This window comes from Inquilinus ginsengisoli (genome assembly GCF_031453975.1).
In the GTDB taxonomy this organism is placed as follows: domain Bacteria; phylum Pseudomonadota; class Alphaproteobacteria; order DSM-16000; family Inquilinaceae; genus Inquilinus; species Inquilinus ginsengisoli_A.
This window is the reverse complement of sequence record NZ_JAVDPW010000006.1, coordinates 531,181-551,306: the sequence shown is the minus strand read 5'-3', so window position 1 is coordinate 551,306 and position 20,126 is coordinate 531,181. Positions and strand designations below refer to the sequence as shown.

15 protein-coding genes and 1 riboswitch are annotated in these 20,126 nt (G+C 70.3%); of the genes, 5 read left to right on the top strand and 10 right to left on the bottom strand.

Going from position 1 to position 20,126, the window contains the following annotated elements; genetic code table 11:
• Window positions 1-160: 160 nt before the first annotated feature.
• A complete protein-coding gene (locus E9232_RS19610) occupies window positions 161-1,096 on the bottom strand; it encodes a 2-hydroxyacid dehydrogenase (protein ID WP_309796589.1) in 936 nt (311 codons plus the stop codon).
• A gap of 233 nt (window positions 1,097-1,329) precedes the next feature.
• On the opposite strand from E9232_RS19610, the gene E9232_RS19605 reads away from it, so the two are divergent.
• The 5 genes from E9232_RS19605 (at window position 1,330) to cbiB (ending at window position 6,843) form a co-directional block, all read left to right on the top strand.
• Window positions 1,330-2,880: a glycosyltransferase gene (locus E9232_RS19605; protein ID WP_309796587.1), complete on the top strand. Its 1,551-nt coding sequence runs from the start codon at window positions 1,330-1,332 to the stop codon at window positions 2,878-2,880.
• 168 nt (window positions 2,881-3,048) lie between these two features.
• Complete coding sequence (locus tag E9232_RS19600) at window positions 3,049-4,155, top strand: SPFH domain-containing protein (RefSeq protein ID WP_309796585.1); 1,107 nt, start codon at window positions 3,049-3,051, stop codon at window positions 4,153-4,155.
• A 27-nt stretch (window positions 4,156-4,182) separates the two neighbouring features.
• The gene (locus tag E9232_RS19595) at window positions 4,183-5,244 is read left to right on the top strand and encodes a TFIIB-type zinc ribbon-containing protein (RefSeq protein WP_309796582.1); all 1,062 of its coding nucleotides are present in this window, start codon (window positions 4,183-4,185) and stop codon (window positions 5,242-5,244) included.
• A gap of 5 nt (window positions 5,245-5,249) precedes the next feature.
• Entirely contained in the window at window positions 5,250-5,774 is a 525-nt protein-coding gene (locus E9232_RS19590; RefSeq protein WP_309796580.1) for a hypothetical protein, read from the top strand.
• Between the two features lie 97 nt (window positions 5,775-5,871).
• Window positions 5,872-6,843: an adenosylcobinamide-phosphate synthase CbiB gene (cbiB, locus tag E9232_RS19585; protein ID WP_309796579.1), complete on the top strand. Its 972-nt coding sequence runs from the start codon at window positions 5,872-5,874 to the stop codon at window positions 6,841-6,843.
• Window positions 6,844-6,977: 134 nt separating this feature from the next.
• Here the strand turns inward: cbiB and E9232_RS19580 are convergent, their stop codons facing one another.
• From E9232_RS19580 to E9232_RS19540, 9 genes are all read right to left on the bottom strand, one after another.
• Window positions 6,978-8,429 (bottom strand): cobyric acid synthase, encoded by a 1,452-nt coding sequence (locus E9232_RS19580; protein WP_309796615.1) that lies wholly within the window; start codon window positions 8,427-8,429, stop codon window positions 6,978-6,980.
• A gap of 154 nt (window positions 8,430-8,583) precedes the next feature.
• A complete protein-coding gene (gene cobO / locus E9232_RS19575) occupies window positions 8,584-9,210 on the bottom strand; it encodes a cob(I)yrinic acid a,c-diamide adenosyltransferase (RefSeq protein WP_309796577.1) in 627 nt (208 codons plus the stop codon).
• Window positions 9,207-12,944, bottom strand: coding sequence for a cobaltochelatase subunit CobN (gene cobN, locus E9232_RS19570; RefSeq protein ID WP_309796575.1), 3,738 nt, complete (start codon window positions 12,942-12,944; stop codon window positions 9,207-9,209). Before cobN ends, cobO begins: the two co-directional genes overlap by 4 nt.
• Window positions 12,944-13,972 carry a cobalamin biosynthesis protein CobW gene (cobW, locus tag E9232_RS19565; RefSeq protein WP_309796573.1) on the bottom strand — a complete coding sequence of 343 codons (1,029 nt, stop codon included), beginning with the start codon at window positions 13,970-13,972 and terminating at the stop codon, window positions 12,944-12,946. The genes cobN and cobW overlap by 1 nt, the downstream gene beginning before the upstream one ends.
• A 10-nt stretch (window positions 13,973-13,982) precedes the next feature.
• The gene (gene cobU / locus E9232_RS19560; RefSeq protein ID WP_309796572.1) at window positions 13,983-14,507 is read right to left on the bottom strand and encodes a bifunctional adenosylcobinamide kinase/adenosylcobinamide-phosphate guanylyltransferase; all 525 of its coding nucleotides are present in this window, start codon (window positions 14,505-14,507) and stop codon (window positions 13,983-13,985) included.
• A gap of 122 nt (window positions 14,508-14,629) precedes the next feature.
• Window positions 14,630-14,844, bottom strand: a riboswitch (cobalamin riboswitch).
• 41 nt (window positions 14,845-14,885) lie between these two features.
• Window positions 14,886-15,923 carry an ABC transporter permease gene (locus E9232_RS19555; RefSeq protein WP_309796570.1) on the bottom strand — a complete coding sequence of 346 codons (1,038 nt, stop codon included), beginning with the start codon at window positions 15,921-15,923 and terminating at the stop codon, window positions 14,886-14,888.
• A gap of 20 nt (window positions 15,924-15,943) precedes the next feature.
• A complete protein-coding gene (locus E9232_RS19550; protein ID WP_309796569.1) occupies window positions 15,944-17,440 on the bottom strand; it encodes a sugar ABC transporter ATP-binding protein in 1,497 nt (498 codons plus the stop codon).
• Window positions 17,441-17,605: 165 nt separating this feature from the next.
• A complete protein-coding gene (locus E9232_RS19545) occupies window positions 17,606-18,631 on the bottom strand; it encodes a sugar ABC transporter substrate-binding protein (protein WP_309796567.1) in 1,026 nt (341 codons plus the stop codon).
• Between the two features lie 312 nt (window positions 18,632-18,943).
• Window positions 18,944-20,116, bottom strand: a complete 1,173-nt coding sequence (locus tag E9232_RS19540; RefSeq protein ID WP_309796566.1) for an acyl-CoA desaturase — start codon at window positions 20,114-20,116, stop codon at window positions 18,944-18,946.
• Window positions 20,117-20,126: the final 10 nt, after the last annotated feature.

Here is a 20,126-nt window from a genome sequence, read left to right as displayed (position 1 = left end):
CCCGGACCGGGGCATCCCGCTCTCGCGGAATGATCCTTTCTACCCTCTTTCCAACAGACAATTGCGAGGAGGCGAAGCCGACGAAGCAATCCATGCCAGGCGGCGCCATGGATTGCTTCGCTGCGCTCGCAATGACGGCTGAGGTGGCGGCGCCCCGCCCTTACGCCACCGGCGTCAGCAGCGGCTTCCCGGCGAAATGGGCCAGGAGGTTGCGGACCACGAGGTCGGCCATGGCGTTGCGGGTCTCGACCGTGGCGCTGCCGACATGCGGCTGCAGCACCACGTTGTCGAGGCCGTACAGCGCCTCCGGCACCTTCGGCTCATGCTCGAACACGTCGAGGCCGGCGGCGCCCAGCCGGCCATCGGTCAGGGCGGCAACCAGCTCCGGCTCGTCCACCACTGTGCCGCGGGCGATGTTGACCAGGATGCCGTCGGGGCCTAGCGCCTCGATCACCGCGCGGTTGACGATGTGGTGGGTGGCGGCGCCGCCCGGGCAGCACAGCACCAGCACATCGGAGTCGCGGGCCAGTGCCACCAGGTCGGGATAATAGGGGTGAGCGATGTCGGGCTTGGCCCGCGGCCCGTGCCAGGCGATCGACAGGCCGAACACCTGCGCCCGCTCCGCCACCGCCTGGCCGATCCGCCCCATGCCGACCACGCCCAGGCGCTTGCCGCGCAGGCTGCGGGCCAGCGGCAGGCCGCCCTGGGTCCATTTCCCGGACCGGACGAAGCGGTCGCCGACGCAGAGACGCCGGGCCGTCGCCAGCATCAGCAGCAGGCCGAGATCGGCGACCTCGTCATCGAGCACGCCGGGGGTGTTGGTGACGCGCACGCCGCGGATCTTGGCATGGCCGACATCGACCTTGTCGTAGCCGACGCCGAAATTGCCGATGATCTCCAGCGCCGGGAACCGGTCCATCAACTCGGCGGAGACGCCGGGGCCGGTGACGATGCCGCGGATTTCGGGCGCGACGCGCGCGATCAGCGCCTCCTTGTCCGCCGCCTCCCACAGCCGGTGCACGGTGCAATTCGCTTCCAGCTCGGCGAAGGGTCCGGGCATCAGCCCTGCCAGCGCAAGGACGACGGGTTTGGTCATGACGCTTCCTCTCGGTGTCCCGGCTTCGCGGGCGCGCCCAGCCTATCGTCTACATCGGACGATTCAAGGCCTTCCCGCTGATATCGCCGCATCTCCGCAACGCGCTGCCTTGCTGACGCCACGTTGCGCTGCGCTTGATGCCGATGTTCAGCCAATACGGTAGTATGACGGAACAACGCCATGAGTCGGCTGTTTTCAGTTCTGAAATAAACGCAAGAAAAGGCCGGTCCATCTTGACCCCCTTAGAGATCTTCGAATTCAGCGTATACGGTCTACTGACCATCGCGCTGACGCTATTGTGCCTCCTGTCAAGCAACCTCCTCTGGCTCGCCGCGACCTTCTGGCGGCACCAGTCGCAAGGCCAGAGCCTGGCGAATCATGCGCCGGCCGCGGCCCTGGATGAAGAGGACCTGCCGCGGGTCCTGATCCAGGTCCCGATCTTCAACGAACGCCACGTCGTGCGCCGCATCCTGGGCGCCACCGCGGCGCTGGACTGGCCGGCGGACAAGCTGACGATCCAGCTGCTCGACGACAGCATCGACGAGACCCGCGAGATCGCCGAGGCGGCGGTGCTGGAGCTGCGCGCCGCCGGCGTCGACGCCCACCGGCTGCACCGGACCGACCGCACCGGCTTCAAGGCCGGCGCGCTGCATGCCGGGCTGAGCGTGACCGACCATCCCTATGTCGCAATGTTCGATGCCGACTTCATCCCGCGCCCGGACTTCCTGCGCCGCACCGTCGGGGTGCTGGAGAACGACAAGCGCCTGGCCTTCGTCCAGGGCCGCTGGGACCATCTGAACGGCGACGAGAACCGGCTGACCCGCGCCCAGACCCTGATGCTGGACGCGCATTTCGGGGTCGAGCAGCCGGCCCGCAGCATGACCGGCCTGCCCCTGCCCTTCAACGGCACCTGCGGCATCTGGCGCCGCGCCGCGATCGACGACGCCGGCGGCTGGAAGGCCGACACCCTGACCGAGGATCTCGACCTCAGCCTGCGCGCCCATCTCAAGGGCTGGCGCGCCCGCTACCTCTCGGACATCACCGTGCCGGGCGAGCTGCCGTCCAGCATCGCCGCCTGGCGGGTGCAGCAGTTCCGCTGGACCAAGGGCTTCGCCCAGGTCGCCTGCAAGCTGCTGCCGACCATCTGGCGCTCGGACCTGCCGCGCAAGGCCAAGGTCGCGGTCAGCCTGCAGCTGCTGCAGTGCCTGTTCTACCCGCTGGCCGCCGTGGCCCTGATCAACACGCTGATGTTCCTCGGCATCGGCTTCGACCAGCCGGTGTTCCTGACCGTGCTCGGCCTGTGCTCGACCGTGCTGGGCATCGCCGGCACCGTCGCCTTCCTGGTCTCCGGCCGCTGTGCAGTGCGGCGCGACCGGCTCAGCCGCGTCGCCATGGACATGCTCGCCACCATGGCGCTGAACGCGGGCCTGTCGCTGTCGAATTCGCGCGGCGTGATCGAGGCCTTCATCGGCCGGCGCAGCGGCTTCGTCCGCACCCCGAAGAAGGGCAGTTCGCGCCGCTCGGGCTATGCCAGCGGTGCCGGCAGCGGCATTCCGGAGACGGCGGCCGGCGTGGTCCTGCTCGGCATGGTGGTGACCGACCTGGCCTGGTACCTGCCCTTCCTGGCGGTGTCGGGCACCGGCCTGCTGATCATGGGCGGGGCGCTGCTGGCCGAGCGCTACGACCTGCGGCTGGACCCGCGCCGCCTGCCCGCCAGCCTGCCCGGCGTGAAGCTGGCTCCGCCGACGCCGGCCGCGGCGCCGCAGCCCACCACCCGCAGTTGAACCCGAGCCCGGGGCCGGTGCGCCGCCGCGCCGGCCCCAAGGCTCACAGCCGCTTCCCCATTTCACCGGTAACCACATTCCCTCCCACACCTGCCTCTTTTCGGTCTCAACCTGATATTATCGTCTGCGCGCAACTCGGCCGAGACCGGCCCCCGCGGGAGACGGACCATGGCGCTCTGGGACAAGATCACCGGCGAATTCATCGACATCATCGAATGGACCGATGATAGCCAGGACACGATGGTCTACCGCTTCGAGCGGCACGGCAACGAGATCAAGTACAACGCCCAGCTGACCGTCCGCGAGAGCCAGGTCGCGGTCTTCGTCAACGAAGGCAAGATCGCCGACGTGTTCCAGCCCGGCATGTACACGCTGGAAACCAGGAACCTGCCGATCCTGTCGACGCTGCAGGGCTGGAAATACGGCTTCTCCAGCCCGTTCAAGGCCGAGGTCTACTTCCTCAACACCAAGCGGTTCACCGACCTGAAATGGGGCACGATGAACCCGGTGATGCTGCGCGATGCGGAGTTCGGGCCGGTGCGGCTGCGCGCCTTCGGCACCTACGCCATCCGGGTCAAGGACCCGGCCGCCTTCATCCGCGAGATCGCCGGCACCGACGGCCGCTTCACCACCGACGAGATCACCGAGCAACTGCGCAACCTGATCGTCACCAGCTTCGCCGGCGCGGTGGCGAAATCCGGCATCCCGGTGCTCGACCTGTCGTCCAACTACGACAAGGTCGGCCAGGTGATCCGCGACGCCATCCAGCCCGAGTTCGACGCCTACGGCCTCGATGTGACGACGCTGCTGGTCGAGAACGTCTCGCTGCCGGAAGAGGTCGAGAAGGCGCTCGATCGCCGCAGCAGCATGGGCGTGGTCGGCGATCTCGGCCGCTACACCCAGTTCCAGACGGCCGAGGCGATCAAGGCCGCGGCCGAGAATCCCGGCGGCGCGGCCGGCATCGGCATCGGCATGGCCACCGCCGGCGGCCTGGCCTCGGCCATGGGCGGCGCTGTGCAGCAGAGCACGGCGCCATCGGCCGGCGCCGCACCACCGCCCCTGCCCGGCGCGGTCGCCTACCACGTCGCGATCGACGGCAAGCAGAGCGGCCCGTTCCCGGCCGCCGAGCTGCAGGGCCTGGCCCGCGACGGCCGGCTGACCCGCGACAGCCTGGTCTGGAGCCAGGGCATGGCGGCCTGGACCAAGGCCGGCGACGTCGCCGCGCTGGCCGCGCTGTTCGCCGACCTACCCCCGCCGCTGCCGCCCGCCGCCTGATCCCCGCTCACGATAGGTTTGGCCATCATGGCGGACATGGCTTTCGCCTGCGCGTCCTGCGGCGCGCAGCTCGAATACGCGCCCGGCACCAGCATGCTGAAATGCCCCTATTGCGGGCATGAGAATCCGATCGCGGCCTCGCCCTGGTCCCGGGTCGAGGAGATCGACTACGCCACCGGCCTAGCCGAAGCCGGGCAGGCGGCGCCGCAGGAGACCATCCAGGTGGTGTCGTGCAAGCGCTGCGCCGCGGAGTTCCAGCTCGACCCGTCGATCCAGGCCTCGCGCTGCCCGTTCTGCGGCACGCCGATCGTGCTGGAATCGCGCGCGGTCACCCATCTGCGCCCCGGCGCGGTGCTGCCCTTCAGCTTCGACGCCAAGGGCGCGAGAGCGAAATACGAGACCTGGCTGTCCGGCCTGTGGTTCGCGCCGAACGATGTCCGGCGGCTGGCCAAGGCCGACAACGGCTTCATCGGCATGTATGTGCCGTACTGGACCTACGATGCCGACACCAGCAGCGACTATGACGGCCAGCGCGGCGATAACTACACCCGGACGATCCAGGACGGCGACAAGACTCGCACCGTGGTCGAGACGCGCTGGACGCCGCGCAGCGGACAGGTGTCGCGCGGCTTCAACGACGTGCTGGTGGTCGCCAGCCGGTCGCTGCCGAGCGGCTATCTCGACAAGCTGGAGCCCTGGGACCTCGCCGACCTCAGCCCCTACGACCAGCGCTATCTCAGCGGCTTCGGCGCCCAGCACTACCAGCTCGACCTCGCCGGGGGGTTCGAGGCGGCCAAGGGCAAGATGGACCCGGTGATCCGCGGCGACGTCCGCGCCGACATCGGCGGCGACAAGCAGACCATCAGCTCGCTGCAGACCACCTACAGCGCCGTCACCTTCAAGCACATCCTGCTGCCGGTCTGGCTGAACAGCTTCCGCTACGGCCAGCAGACCTACAGCTTCGTGATCAACGGCCGCACCGGCGAGGTGCAGGGCCAGCGCCCCTGGAGCTGGGTCAAGATCGGTATCGCCGTGCTGGCCGGCCTGGCGGTGGTGGCGGCCGCCGCGATGTTCTTCAACAACCGCTGAGCGCCATGGAAATCCTCAAGATCATCGGGTTCAGCCTGGCCGCGGCGATCGCCTACGGCATCCTGCACGACCAGGTGACGGCGCATCTCTGCGTCGAGTACTTCACCATCGCCCATCCGCCGGTGTTCCCCACCGAATCGCCCTTCCTGCTCGCGATCGGCTGGGGGATCCTGGCGACCTGGTGGGTCGGCCTGCCGCTGGGCCTGGTGCTCGCGGCCGCCGCCCGCATCGGCCGCGGCAACCGGCTGGGGCTGACCGATCTCCGCCCCGTCATCCTGCGCCTGCTGGCGACGATGGCGCTGTGCGCCCTGGCGGCCGGGCTGTGGGGCGCCTGGGCGGTGGCGTCGGGGCGGTCCTCCCTGCCCGGCGGCTGGGGACGGGTGCTGCCGCCGGAGATCCATGTCGCCTTCGCCGGCGCCGCCTGGGCCCATCTCGCCAGCTACGCCTCCGGCCTCATCGGCGGGCTGGCGGTGATCGCCTGGACGATCTGGCGCCGCATCCGGCCGCCGACGGCTGGCGCCGCCGCGTAGGCCACCCCCTCATCGTCATTGCGAGCCCCGCAGGGGCGTGGCAATCCAGGCGTTCGTGCCGCGCGATGACGAGCGGTTGTCTGGAGCCGCTGAGGGCATGTCGCATTTTCCCAACCATCTCTGGCTCCTGGCCGGCGCCCTGCTGCTCGACGCGCTGGTCGGCGACCCGCCCTGGCTGTGGCGCCGGCTGCCGCATCCCATCGTACTGATCGGCCGGGGGATCGGCTGGCTCGACCGCCGGCTGAACCATGACGGCGACGCCCCGGACCGGCGCCGCGCCGCCGGCATCGCCGCCACCCTGCTGCTGGTGCTGGTGACCGGCGGAATCGGCTGGGGTGTCTCGGCCCTGCTGCGCGCCCTGCCCTTCGGCTGGCTGCTGGAGATCGCCCTGGCCGCCGTGTTCCTGGCCCAGCGCAGCCTGCACGACCATGTCGCCGCGGTGGGCGCCGCCTGCGAGCTGGAGGGGCTGGAGGGCGGGCGCCGCGCCGTGTCGATGATCGTCGGCCGCGACCCGCAGAGCCTTGATATGGCCGGCGTCTGCCGTGCCGCGATCGAGAGCGATGCCGAGAATTATTCCGACGGCGTGTTCGTGCCGGCCTTCTGGTTTGCGCTGTTCGGCCTGCCCGGTATCCTGGTCTACAAGGCGGTCAACACCGCCGACAGCATGATCGGCCACCGCACCGCCCGGCATGAGGCCTTCGGCTGGGCCGCGGCCCGGCTGGACGATGTCCTGAATCTGATCCCGGCACGGCTGTGCGGCGCCCTGATCGCGCTGGCCGCGCCCTTCGGCGGCGGCCGCATCGGTGCGGCCTGGACGGCGATGCTGCGCGACGCGCCGAAGCACCGCTCGCCCAATGCCGGCTGGCCGGAGGCGGCGATGGCCGGCGGCCTCGGCCTCGCCCTCGCCGGGCCGCGCCAGTATCACGGCACGGTGGTGCCCGATGCCTGGATGGGCGATGGCGGGCGCGCGGAAGCGACGCCGCGCGACATCCGCCGGGCGTTGGAGGTCACCAAGGGCGCCGGGGTGTTGCTGATCCTAGTCGCGGTGGCGGGAGCGATGCTGCTGTAGGGCCGAAAGCGCCACTTTTCACCGTCATCGCGAGGCGCGCAGCGCCGTGGCGATCTAGGGACCGGTACCGCTGGATTGCCACGCCCCTTCGGGGCTCGCAATGACGGGTATGGTTTTGGCTCCGCGCGTCCCCGTTAGACCGGAAGCCCGGCCATCATCGCCAGCGCCGGCAGGTCGAGATACCGCTCCAGATGATCCGCCAGCCCGTCCAGCGTGGCGTCGACCGTGGAATCATAGGCCAGGCCGGCATCGGCGCGCGGCCGGATCGCGGCCAGGAAGGCGGCGCGGAAGCCGTCCGCCGCGAACAGGCCATGGACGTAGCAGCCGGCCACACGGCCATCGGCCGAGACCGCGCCGTCCGGCCTTCCCTGGAGGTCGAGCAGCGGCCGTGCCAGCGCCGGGCCGTCGGTGCGGCCGACATGCATCTCGTAGCCGCGGATCGCGGCACCGGTCGGCCGATGGGTGCCGGCGACCGCGACCAGGCTCTTCTCCGGCGTCATCACCGTCTCGAGGTCCATCAGCCCCAGCCCCTCGGCCGATCCCGGCGCGCCATCGATCCCGTCGGGGTCGTGCAGCCGCCGACCCATCATCTGGAAGCCGGCGCAGAGGCCGAGCACCCTCCCCCCGCGCCGGACATGGGCCGCGATGTCGATGTCCCAGCCCTGGGCGCGCAGGAAGGCGAGGTCGCCGATGGTCGATTTCGATCCCGGCAGCAGCACCAGATCGGCATCGCCCGGCAGCGCCTCGCCCGGCCGCACCATCCGTACCGACACGTCGGGCTCCAGCCGCAGCGGGTCGAGATCGTCGAAATTGGCGATGCGCGACAGCACCGGCACGGCGATGGTGATGGCCCGGCCCGGCGCCGTCTCGATCTCGGCCAGGGCGTTGGCGTCCTCGGCCGGCAGGCGCGACGCCTGCGGCCAGTGCGGCACGATGCCGAGGCCACGCCAGCCGGTGCGGTCCGCGACGATGCGCATGCCGTCGGCGAACAGCGCCGCGTCGCCGCGGAAGCGGTTGACGATGAAGCCGCGGATGCGCGCGGCCTCGGCCGGCGCGATCACCGCATGGGTGCCGACCAGGCTGGCGATCACGCCGCCGCGATGGATGTCGGCGACCAGCACCACCGGCAGGTCCGCCGCCTCGGCGAAGCCCATATTGGCGATGTCACCGGCGCGCAGATTGACCTCGGCCGGGCTGCCGGCGCCTTCGACCAGCACCAAATCCGCCTCGGCCGACAGGCGGGCGAAGCTGTCCAGCACCGCCGCCAGCAGCTCCGGCTTGCGGGCGGCGTAGTCCCGCGCCTTCAGCGTGGCGATGCGCCGGCCCTGGACGATGACCTGGGCGCCGGTCTCGCTCTCCGGCTTCAGCAGCACCGGGTTCATGTGCACGGTCGGCTCGACGCCGCAGGCGCGGGCCTGCAGCGCCTGGGCCCGCCCGATCTCGCCGCCATCCGCCGTCACCGCGGCGTTGTTCGACATGTTCTGCGGCTTGAACGGCCGCACCCGCAGACCGCGCCGGGCGAACACCCGGCACAGCCCGGCGACGATCAGCGACTTGCCGACATCGGAGCCAGTGCCCTGGATCATCAGGGCGGGGGGGTGGCTCCCTGTCACTCTCTGTCATGCCACGGCTTGACCGTGGCATCCAGGGGCAGCCAGAGCGGCTCTCGGTGGCCCCTGGATTGCCCGGTCAAGCCGGGCAATGACAGAAAGGGGGAGGCCGTCATTGGGGAAAACCCCATCAGAACTCGATCCCCGCCTGCGCCTTCACCCCGTCGCGGAACGGGTGCTTGATCTGGGTCATCTCGGTGACTAGGTCGGCGATCTCGATCAGCTCGTCCTTGGCGTTGCGGCCGGTGACGATGACATGGGTGTCGGCCGGCTTCTCGTCACGCAGGAAGGCCACCACCTCCTCCGCCGGCAGGTAGTCGTAGCGCAGCACGATGTTCAGCTCGTCCAGCAGCACCATGCGGTAGGCCGGGTCGCGGATCATCGCCTTGGCGGCCTCCCAGGCCGCACGGGCGGCGGCGATGTCGCGCTCGCGATCCTGGGTCTCCCAGGTAAAGCCCTCGCCCATCGCGGTGATGGTCACCAGCTCCGGGAACCGCTCCAGCACATGGCGCTCGCCGGTCTCCCAGCTGCCCTTGACGAACTGCACCACGCCGGTGCGGAAGCCGTGGCCGATCGACCGCAGCACCATGCCGAAGGCGGCGGTGGACTTGCCCTTGCCCTTGCCGGTGTGGACGATCAGCAGCCCCTTCTCCAGGGTCTTGTCGGCCAGCATGCGGTCGCGCACCGCCTTCTTCTTCGCCATCTTCTCGGCGTGGCGGGCGTTGATCTCGTCTTCGGTCATGCCGTCGGTCTTCATGGACGAGACTCCTTCGTCAAAACATCGAGCTCATGGTAGACGGCGTTCGCCCTCGGCTGCCACAGGCCGCGATCCAGCGCCTCCTGCAGCCGCTCCGCGATCTCGCGCGCCGCCGCCGGATTGGCCTGTTCCAGGAAGGCCCGGACCTCGGGGTCGCCGAGCATGGCGTCATAGACCAGGTCGAACTGGTGGTCGGCCACGGCATCGGTGGTCGCCGCGAAGGCGAAGAGATAGTCGACCGTGGCCGCCATCTCGAAGGCGCCCTTGTAGCCGTGGCGCATCACGCCGCGGATCCATTTCGGGTTGACCACCCGGGCGCGGACGACACGGGCGATCTCCTCGCGCAGGGTCCGGATCACCGGCCGTTCGGGCCGGGAATGATCGTTATGGTAGATCGCCGGCCGGGCGCCGGAGAGGTGATGGATCGCCGCCGCCAGCCCGCCTTCGAACTGGTAGTAATCGTCGGAATCCAGGAGGTCGTGCTCGCGGTTGTCCTGGTTGTGGACCACCGCTTCGACCTTCTCCAGCCGCTGGGCGAACAGGCCGTGCGCGGCCGCGCCCTCGGCGCCATCGCCATAGGCCCAGCCGCCCCATTCCAGATAGGCGCGGCCGAGATCGGCCTCGTCGCGCCACAGCTTCTCGTCGATCAGCGCCTGCAGGCCCGCCCCGTAGGCCCCCGGCTTGGCGCCGAAGACGCGGAAGCCGGCGCGGCGGCGGGCCTCGGCCTCAGGCGTGCCGGCGGCGACCAGCGCCGCCGTCTCGGCCCGCACCCGGGCGGCGAGCGGGTTGATGTCTTCCGGCTCGTCCAGCGCCGCCACGGCACGCACGGCGCTGTCGAACAGGTCGATCTGGCTGGGGAAGGCGTCGCGGAAGAAGCCGGAGATGCGCAGGGTGACGTCGACCCGCGGCCGGTCGAGCACCCCGGCCGGCATGATCTCGAAGCCGGTGACGCGACGCGAGGCCGGGTCCCAGCGCGGCTGCACGCCGAGCAGCGCCAGCGCCTGGGCGATGTCGTCGCCGCCGGTGCGCATGTTGCTGGTGCCCCAGGCGCTCAGCGCCATGGTGCGGGGCCAGTCGCCATGCTCCTGCCGGTGCCGCTCGACCAGCAGCGCCGCCGATTTCCAGCCGAGATGCCAGGCGGCCGGGGTCGGCACCGTGCGGCTGTCGACCGAGTAGAAGTTGCGGCCGGTCGGCAGCACGTCCAGCCGCCCGCGGGTCGGCGCGCCGGAGGATCCCGGCGCCACGAAGCGCCCGGCCAGCCCGCGCAGCAGCCCGTCGATCTCGGCGGCGCCGGAGCGGTCGACGGCCGGGGCAACGGCGGCCTGGATCTCCGCCAGCACGGCGGCGGTGGCGGTCCATCCGGCCTCCGCCGGCCGGGTGCCGGCGACCAGATCGCGCGCCAGAGTCTCCAGCCGCTCCACCGTGTCGCCCAGGGTGCGCCAGCCTTCCACAGGCCCGAGAGCTGCAGGCCGCAGCCCGGCCCAGGCATCGCCGAAGCGGCAGTCCAGCGGGTCGAAGCCGAGGCCGAGATCGCCGGCCAAAGCCCGGATCAGCGAGGCGTCGCCGCCCTGCCCGGCCCCGCGCGGCACCCGGGTCAGCGCCACCAGCAGGTCGGTGCGCTGGTCGCCTGCGGGCGAGCGGCCGAAGATGTGCAGCCCGTCGCGGATCTGCATCTCCTTCAGCTCGCACAGATGGTTGTCGATCTGTGCCAGGGCGGAATCGGATTCGTCGCCCGGCGCCACGCCGCAATCCTGGTCGAGGCCGGAGCTGCGGGCGAGGTCGAGGATGCGGTCGCGCAGATGCGCCAGCCGGCGCGGGTCCATGCCGGCGGCCTCGTAGTATTCGTCGACCAGCGCCTCCAGGTCCTTCAGCGGGCCGTAGCTCTCGGCCCGGGTCAGCGGCGGCGTCAGATGGTCGATGATGACGGCGGCGGTGCGGCGCTTGGCCTGGGTGCCCTCGCCCGGATCGTTGACGATGAAGGGGTAGAGATGCGGGACGGGGCCGAAGGCGGCCTCCGGGAAGCAGTCCTGCGACAGCGCCAGCGCCTTGCCCGGCAGCCACTCCAGATTGCCGTGCTTGCCCATATGGATGAACGCCTGGGCGCCGAAGCCGCCGCGCAGCCAGGCGTAGAAGGCGAGATAGCCGTGCGGCGGCACCAGCGCCGGGTCGTGATAGGTCGCCTGCGGGTCGATGTTGTAGCCGCGCGCCGGCTGCACCCCGATGATGACATGGCCGAAGCGGTGGACCGCCAGCCGGAAGGCATCGCCCTCGACGAAGGGATCGGCTTCGGGCTCGCCCCAGCGGGCCGTCACCGCCGTTCGCACGGGCTCGGGCAGGCCGGCGAAGAAAGCGCGGTAGTCGGCCAGCGGATAGGCCTCGCCGCCGGCGCGGTCGGCGCGGGTCGCAAGCGCATTGGTCGGCCCGGCCGTCACCCGCGCCATCAGGTCAGCCGCATCCTCGGGCACATCGGCGACGGCATAGCCGGCGGCGGCCAGGGCGCGCAGCACCTCGACCGTCCCGGCCGGGGTGTCGAGGCCGACGCCGTTGCCGAGCCTGCCGTCGCGGTTCGGGTAGTTGGCCAGGATCAGTGCGACCCGGCGATCGGCCGCCGGCGTCCGCCGCAGTCCCGCCCAGGCGGCAGCGAGATCGGCCACGAAATCGATGCGGTCGGCCACCGGGCGGTAGGACACCACGGTGCATTCGGTCAGTGGATCCCAGCGTGCCTCCGACTTGAAGGACACGGCGCGGGTCAGTACCCGTCCGTCGATCTCGGTCAGGGCGACATTCATCGCCAGATCCTGGGCCGACAGGCCGCGCGTGCCGTCGCGCCACGCCGCCTCGCCCCCGCCGGCGAACACCACCTGCAGCACGGGGCAGTCGGCCGCGTCGAACGGCGTCGGCTGGGTCGGGCCGCCGGGGCTGGAGACAGCGAAGCTGGTGGCGTTGAGGATTACCGCCGGCGGATGGCGAGCGAAGGCCTCGGTGACCAGCTCGGCCGACACCGTGTCCTTCAGGCTGGAGACGAAGATCGGCAGCGGGTTCAGTCCCCGGGCCTGCAGCGCCGCGACCAGCGCATCGACCGGCGCCAGGTTCCCCGCCTGCACCAGGGCCCGGTAGAAGACGAGGCCGGTGACGGGGGCGTCGCCCGGCCACCGCCCGGCGATCTCCGCATAGGACGGATGGCGCAGGTCCGGCCAGTACAGCCCGGCGCGCAGCAGCGGCCGCGGTTCGGCCCATTGCAGGTCGCGGCCGGTCAGCGTCGCGGCATAGGCCAGGAAGCCGCGGGCGTTCTCGATGCCGCCTTCGACCAGATAGCGCCACAGCCGGCCCCGCGCCTCCTCCGGCAGGGTCGACAGCGCGTCGAGATCGGCATCCGGCTTGTCGTCGCCCGGCAGCACGGCCAGGGGGATGCCCTCGCGCCGGCAGGCGGCATGCACCTGCTCGATGCCGTAGCGCCAATAGCCGGCGCCGCCGAGCAGCCGCACCACCACCAGCTTCGCCCGGCTGACCACGTCGTCGACATAGGTGTCGACCGACAGGTTGTGGCCGAGCTGCAGCAGGTTGGCCAGCCGGACTGAGGGGAAATCCTCGCCGAAACCGGACCGCGCCGCCGACAGGCAGGCGAGTTCGGTGTCGGCCGCGGTCAGGACGACGATGTCGCCCGGACTCTGGCCGAGATCGACCGCCTCCGACCCGTCGGCGACGCTGCCCGGCTGGGTGGCGAGGAGATGCATCAGGCCGCGAGCGATGCGGTGATGGCGGCGCGGTCGAGGCCGCGTTCGCCGATCACCACCAGGGTGGTGCCGCGGGCCTCGTCGGCGCGCCACGGGCGGTCGTAGTAATGCTGGATCCGGCCGCCCACCGCCTGGACCACCAGGCGCATCGGCTTGCCCTCGACCGCGGCGAAGCCCTTCAGCCGCAGGATGTCATGCGCCTCGATCACCGGCTTCAGCTTGCGCGTCAGGGCGTCGGGGTCGGTCACGGCGCCGAGATCGACATGGAAGCTCTCGAAATCATCGTGGTCGTGCTCGTCCTCGGCATCGTGATGCGAGGGGCGCGCCGCCAGATCGTCCTCGGCCGCGGAGCCGAGGCCCAGCAGCACCGCGGCGTCGATCGCGCCGTGGCGGGCCTTGACCACCTTGACCCCCGGGCGCAGCTGCGCGGCCAGCTCGGCGGACACCGTCGCTAGCCCGGCCTCATCCAGCAGGTCGGTCTTGTTCAGGATCACCATGTCGGCGCAGGCGAGCTGGTCCTCGAACAGCTCCTCCAGCGGGTTGTCATGGTCCAGCCCCTCGTCGGCCGCGCGCTGGGCGGCCAGCGCCTCCTCGTCCAGCGCGAAGCGGCCCTCGGACATGGCGGCGCCGTCGATCACGGTGATGACGCCGTCGACCGTGACCCGAGTGCGGATCTCGGGCCAGCCGAACGCCTTGACCAGCGGCTTCGGCAGGGCCAGGCCGCTGGTCTCGATCACGATGTGGTCCGGCGGCTCGGCGCGGTTCAGCAGCTTCTCGATGGTCGGGATGAAGTCGTCGGCCACGGTGCAGCAGATGCAGCCATTGGCCAGCTCCACCACATCCTCCTCGCGGCAGGTGGCGTCGCCGCAGCTGCGCAGCAGGTCGCCATCGACCCCGACATCGCCGAACTCGTTGATGATCAGGGCCAGCCGGCGGCCATTCGCGGTCTGCAGCAGGTGGCGGATCAGCGTGGTCTTGCCGGCGCCGAGGAAGCCGGTGATGACGGTGGCGGGGATCTTGGCGGGCATGCGGTCTCTCTCAGGCGGATTTCAGGGTTAGGGGAAGGCCGGCGGCGACGAAGACGACGGAGGGAACCACGGCCGCCACGGCCTGGTGCAGGCGCCCGGCATGGTCGCGGAAGGCGCGGGCCAGGGCGTTGTCGGGGACGATGCCGAGCCCGACCTCGTTCGAGACCAGCACCACGGGGCCGGCCGGCGCCGCCAGCCAGCGCACCAGCCGGTCGGTCTCATCAGCGATGTCGCGGTCGGCATGCATGAGGTTGGACAGCCACAGCGTCAGGCAGTCGACCAGCACGGCGTGGCCGGGGCCGGCGACCTTGTCCAGGGTCTCGACCAGCTCCAGCGGCGCCTCGACCGTGCGCCAGCGCGAGCCGCGCTGTTCCTGGTGGCGGGAGATGCGCTCGACCATCTCGGCGTCCCAGGCCTCGGCGGTGGCGAGATAGATGCAGTCGCCGGGCTGGCTCTCGACCAGCGCCTCGGCATGGCGGCTCTTGCCCGAACGGGCGCCGCCCAGCACCAGCGTCGCTGCCGGCAGACTAGCCACTGATAGCTCGATGCTGCACGCCTCGCCCTTCCGGTCGGCCGGCCAGGGCAATCGGACGCCGGAGACGGTGCCCGGAAGGCGCCATGCATCCCGCGCCACCGGTTCACCCCGCCCGGCGGTTCGCACGCATCGCCTCGCCGGCAGGTCTCCTGGCTCGCGGGTCGTCGCCTGCCTCCGCCTTCCCGGCCATCGGCCAGTGGCTGTCGGAGTTGGGCTCGCCGCCTACAGTTGCGGGGGCAGCCGCGGATCAGGCCTCCTGAAAGGATAGACCGTCCCGCGTTCCCTTTTCATCCCCTCGGGCGTCCGCCCTTGGGGAACCAGCTGCGCGATGGCCGCACAGTAGGAGGCGCGGGCAAGGGGGTCAACGGCGCCGAAGCGTCACGACGCCTTGCCGGTGTCGCCGGCGGAGCGCAGCCGCTGGGCGTAGACGTTGATCACCAGGGCCGCGAGCAGGATCAGGCCGCGGATCAGGATCTTCAGGAAGCTGTCGATGTTGACGTGGTCCAGCCCGTTGTTCAGCACGCCCAGGATGAACAGCCCGATGATGGTGTTGCCGATGCCGCCGCGGCCGCCGAACAGGCTGGTGCCGCCGACCACCACCGCGGCGATGGCGTCGAGCAGGAAGGTGTCGAACTCGTTCTGCTGGGCGCTGCCGAAATAGGCGACGCCGAGCATGCCGGCGATGCCGGAGCAGACGGCCGAGATCACCATCACCGCGCCGACGATGACCCGGACGTTGACGCCGGAATACTCCGCCGCCTCGCGGTTGCCGCCCACCATGTAGACGTAGCGGCCGAAGCGCGTGTAGGTCAGCACCAGGTGCCCGGCCAGCAGCATGATGGCGGCCACGATCACGATCCATGGGATGCCGCCGATCGAGCCGGAGCCCAGGGTGACCACCAGCGGCGGCACGGCATAGGCGATCTGGCCGCGCACCAGCATGGCGCAGATCCCCGCGCCGATCTGCATCATGGCCAGGGTCATGATGAAGGACGGGATGCCGATCCGCGTCACCCCCACCGCGTTGACCAGGCCCAGCAGGGCGCAGCCGGCGAGCGCGATCACGATCGCCAGCCAGCCCGGCAGCGGCACGTTGGCGATGGTGACGTAGGTTTCCTGCGCGGTCAGGAAGGCGACGATGATGCCGGTGGCGTTGGCGATGCTGGCCACCGACAGGTCGATCTCGGCGCACAGGATCACGAAGGTCAGGCCGACGGCGATCACCGCCGTCACCGAGATCTGGTTCAGGATGTTGCTGAAATTGTCGACCGTCAGGAAGGACGGGCTGGCGATGCTGAAGAAGCCGACCAGGATGATCAGGGTGATGAACGGCGCGATGTTGCGCAGCTGCCCGCCCAGCATCCCGCCGAGCCGGGAGGCGGTGCCGCGGACCGGCGGTTTGGCTGACGCGTCCATGCGATTCCCCTGCTCCACCATCATGCCGCCTCGAGCAGGCGGTCCTTGCTGACCATGCCGCCGGCGAATTCGCGGGTGATGCCGCCCTTGCGCATCACCAGGATGCGGTCGGCGAGCGACAGCACCGTCTCCGGCTCGGCCGACACCACCACCACGCCGATGCCCCGGTCGCGCAGGCCGCGCACGATCCGGACCACATCCTCCTTGGCGCCGACATCCATGCCGCGGGTCGGCTCGCTCAAGATCAGCACCTTGGGCGTGAAGGTCAGCCACTTCGCCAGGGCGACCTTCTGCTGGTTGCCGCCGGACAGGGCGCCGAGATGCGCGTCGACATGCGGGGTGCGGATGCGCAGCTCCTCGACCCGCTCGCGGGCGATGCGCCGCTCCGACTCCGGGCTCAGCAGCCAGCGCGACACCCGGTCCAGGATGGCGATCGAGGTGTTCTTGTAGATCGGCTCGTGGTGGAACAGCATCGCCCGCCGGCTTTCCGGCACGAAGGCGATGCCGGCGCGGCGGGCGACGGCGGTGCTGCGCAGCCGCACGGCCCGGCCGGCGACCCGGATCCGGCCCTGGTCGGGCTGCAGCTTGCCGAACAGGGTGCGCGCCAGCTCCAGCTGGCCGCAGCCCATGAAGCCGTAGATGCCCAGCACCTCGCCCGCCCGCACCTCCAGCGAGATGTCGTTGTAGAAGCGGTCGGCCGACAGTCCTTCCGCCGCCAGCACCACCGGGGCGCCGGGCTTGGAGTCGAGCCGGATCTCGCCGGTGTAGCTTTCCTCCAGCTCGCCGTGGCCGGCGCCGATCATGTGCTCGATCAGCGCCGCCTTGTCGGTCTCGGCGGCGCGGGCGCTGAGGATGCGGCGGCCGTTGCGGAACACGGTGACGGCGTCGGACACCTTCAGGATGTCGTCGAGGAAATGCGAGATGAAGACGAAGCTGCGGCCCTCCTCGCGCAGCCGCCGCAGCACGCCGAACAGGCGCTCGATCTCCGGCGGCGACAGCGCCGAGGTCGGCTCGTCCAGGATGATGATGCGGGCGCCGGAGAACAGCACCCGGGCGATCTCGATCAGCTGCTGCAGCCCGATCGGCAGCGCCCCGGCTGGCGTGCGCGGGTCGACGTCGATGCCCAGCCGGCGGATCTGCTCGCCCGCCGCCTTGCGCATCCCGGCCCAGTCGACGATGCCGAAGCGGCCGACCGGCTGGGTGCCGAGGAACACGTTCTCGGCGACGCTGAGGTCCGGCACGATGCTCAACTCCTGATGCACCATGCCTACCCCGGCGGCGGCCGCGTCGCGGGCCGAGCGGAAGCGGACGGCCCGCCCCTCGATCCGCATCTGCCCGTCATAGTCGGCATGCACGCCGGCGATGATCTTCATCAGCGTCGACTTGCCGGCGCCGTTCTCGCCGACGAGGCCATGGATCTCGCCGGCCTCGAGCGTGAAGTCGACCTCCCGCAGCGCCCGGACGCCGCCGAACGACTTCGAGATGCCGCTCAGCTCGAGCAACGGAGTCTGGGTCATGGCGCGGGCCTGTCCATTCTTCGAGACGTCTTCCGGACGCCCGCCTCCATCGTCATTGCGAGGAGGCGAAGCCGACGAAGCAATCCATGGCGCCGATGCGGGCTGCCCCATGGATTGCTTCGCTGCGCTCGCAATGACGATCCTTTCACGACCGATCGGCTGCGATCAGATCAGGAAGTGATCCTGCATCCACTGCATGCCGGCGGCGTTGGCCTTGGTGACCACGGGACCGTCGGTGACGACCGATTTCGGGATGCCTTCGCCGGTCTTCTCACCGCCGGTCACGGCCGCGACCCCCGCCACCACGGCGCCGCCATGGATGCGGCAGGACGGGTTGCGCACGGTCGCGAACATGCGGCCTTCCGAGACCGCCTGGATCGCCGGTGGCATGGCGTCGACGCCGCCGATCAGGATGTCGGTGCGGTTGTGCGCCTTCATCACGTTGTAGGCGGCCAGCGCCATGTCGTCGTTGTGGAAGAAGGCGGCGCTGATCTTCGGATACTTGGTCAGGTGGGTCTCCCAGATCCGGGCCACCTTCGACACGTCCCAGTCGCCCGGATCGGTGTTGAGCACCTCGATCTTCGGGTACTGCTTGACCACCGAGTCGAAGCCGCGGGCCCTGCCCTGCGCCCCGGTGTGGCCAAGCGCGCCCTGGGTCATGATGATGGTGCCCTCGCCCTTGATGGCGGTGCACAGCGCCTGGGTCACGGCGGCGCCCATGAACTCGTTGTCGGGGGCCAGGAAGGAGTGGACGTTGATCTGCTCCAGCGGCGCGATCAGCGTGTCCATGTCGATCACCGGGATGCCGGCGTCAATCATCTTCTGCACCGGCTGGGTCAGCGTGCCGATGCCGAAGGCCTGGATCGCCACGAAGTCCCATTTCTGGGAGGCCATGTTGTCGATCGCGCCGCGCTGCTTCGGCGCCGCGAGCTCGCCGTCGAACCAGGTGATCTCGACGTTGAACAGCTTGCCCCAGAATTCCGCGGCCTGCTTGCCCTGGGCGCACCACGTCGCCTGCAGGCCGGCATTCGAGAAGGCTGCCTTCAGCGGCTTCTCCGACCGGCCGACGGCCTCGGCCGCCTCGGCCGCCGTCTTCAGGTCCACGCCGCCGAACAGGGCCGCCGCGGCGCCCGCCGAGGCGGCTGCGGCGACCATGAAGTCACGTCTGCTGCGATGTTCGCGATCGCCCATCTTCGTGTCCTCCCAATGTCTGGCAAAGATCTGCCACGAGCTTCTTTTGAGCTCAGACCGGGATTCTGACAGCGCTGTCAGCGGGACGCAACGTCAAACCGGTGCGGGCCCGGGGCAATCGGCCTTTGCGTTGCCTCTCCCGCTTGCGGGAGAGGTCGGAGACGCGAAGCGGCTCCGGGTGAGGGGATTTTGTCGAGGCCTGGGCCAGCCCTCACCCGGTCTCGCTGCGCGAGCCCGACCTCTCCCGCCTGGCGGGAGAGGCAACACGCTCCTTCTCGGCCCGATCCGGCGTCCACCGGATCGGATGGCCGGTCAGGCCGCGGCCAGGCGCTTGCTGACGGCGTCGAGGACCATGCGGTGGGCGCGCTCGACGATGTCCTCCATCGACCGCGTCTTGGCGAACATCGCCGCCGCGCGCAGCCGGAACTCCTCGCGGGTCGGCAGCGCCGGGAAATGTGCCTTGGCCAGCAGGTCCACGGTCTTGTGCTGGGCGGCCGCCAGGGCGTCCTGCAGGTCCGACAGGGTCGGCGCATGGGCATGGGCCAGCGCCTCGCGCATTGCCGCGGCGATGCGGTCGATGTGGAAGCTGCCCGCCAGCTCGGCGGCCGCGCGCTCGATGATCTTGGTGCCCAGGCGCTGCTCGTTGCGCAGCACCGCCTCGGGCGGGGTCTTCAGGTTCCACACCACGCCGCACCAGGACAGGGCCTTCAGGATGTAGAAGGTCGGGTCGAACTCCCACCAGCGGAAGCCCTGACGCACGCTGCTCTGGAAGGCGTGGTGGTTGTTGTGCCAGCCCTCGCCCATGGTCATCAGCGCCAGCAGCCAGTTGTTGCGGGAATCGTCGCCGGTGACGTAGCGCTTGCGGCCATGCACATGGGCCAGCGAGTTGATGCAGAAGGTGCCGTGATAGACCAGCACCGTGCTCCAGACGAAGCCGACCACGAGGCCCGACCAGCCGCCGATCAGGAAGGTGATCACGGCCAGGATGACGGCCGGGGTCAGCTCCCACCGGTGCAGCAGCATCAGCTCGGGGAAGCGCGCGAAATCGGCGATCTTGCCCAGGTCGGTGGTGCGGTGGCGGGTCGAGAAGATCCAGCCGAGATGGGCGTAGGCGAAGCCCCGGTGCCGCGGCGAATGCACATCCAGCTCGGTGTCGGAATGCAGATGGTGGTGCCGGTGCTTGGCGGCCCACCACAGCGCGCTCTTCTGCGCCGTGCTCTGCGACAGGAAGGCCAGGAAGAACTGGAAGACCCGGCTAGTGGAATAGGCCCGGTGGGCGAAATAGCGGTGGTAGCCGGCGCCGATGGCGAAGATGCGCAGGACGTACAGGACCACGCAGATCACCAGCGCCTGCCAGGTGACGCCGGTCCAGATCGCCGCGAAGCTGGCGAGGTGCAGCAGGACGAACGGCACCGCCTCCGGATACAGGATGTCCTCGTGATGGTCGTCCGAGGCTTCGTCCAGTCCGGGGTTCGGGGTGGTCATGGGCTCCGTG

What these genes read in the sequence shown, in the direction of transcription:
- cobN (WP_309796575.1), bottom strand. Translation starts at nt 12,944, where the DNA reads ATGCATCTCCTCGCCACCCAGCCGGGCAGCGTCGCCGACGGGTCGGAG.
- E9232_RS19610 (WP_309796589.1), bottom strand. Translation starts at nt 1,096, where the DNA reads ATGACCAAACCCGTCGTCCTTGCGCTGGCAGGGCTGATGCCCGGACCC.
- E9232_RS19590 (WP_309796580.1), top strand. Translation starts at nt 5,250, where the DNA reads ATGGAAATCCTCAAGATCATCGGGTTCAGCCTGGCCGCGGCGATCGCC.
- E9232_RS19540 (WP_309796566.1), bottom strand. Translation starts at nt 20,116, where the DNA reads ATGACCACCCCGAACCCCGGACTGGACGAAGCCTCGGACGACCATCAC.
- E9232_RS19600 (WP_309796585.1), top strand. Translation starts at nt 3,049, where the DNA reads ATGGCGCTCTGGGACAAGATCACCGGCGAATTCATCGACATCATCGAA.
- cobO (WP_309796577.1), bottom strand. Translation starts at nt 9,210, where the DNA reads ATGAAGACCGACGGCATGACCGAAGACGAGATCAACGCCCGCCACGCC.
- cbiB (WP_309796579.1), top strand. Translation starts at nt 5,872, where the DNA reads ATGTCGCATTTTCCCAACCATCTCTGGCTCCTGGCCGGCGCCCTGCTG.
- E9232_RS19550 (WP_309796569.1), bottom strand. Translation starts at nt 17,440, where the DNA reads ATGACCCAGACTCCGTTGCTCGAGCTGAGCGGCATCTCGAAGTCGTTC.
- E9232_RS19555 (WP_309796570.1), bottom strand. Translation starts at nt 15,923, where the DNA reads ATGGACGCGTCAGCCAAACCGCCGGTCCGCGGCACCGCCTCCCGGCTC.
- cobW (WP_309796573.1), bottom strand. Translation starts at nt 13,972, where the DNA reads ATGCCCGCCAAGATCCCCGCCACCGTCATCACCGGCTTCCTCGGCGCC.
- E9232_RS19545 (WP_309796567.1), bottom strand. Translation starts at nt 18,631, where the DNA reads ATGGGCGATCGCGAACATCGCAGCAGACGTGACTTCATGGTCGCCGCA.
- E9232_RS19595 (WP_309796582.1), top strand. Translation starts at nt 4,183, where the DNA reads ATGGCGGACATGGCTTTCGCCTGCGCGTCCTGCGGCGCGCAGCTCGAA.
- E9232_RS19580 (WP_309796615.1), bottom strand. Translation starts at nt 8,429, where the DNA reads ATGATCCAGGGCACTGGCTCCGATGTCGGCAAGTCGCTGATCGTCGCC.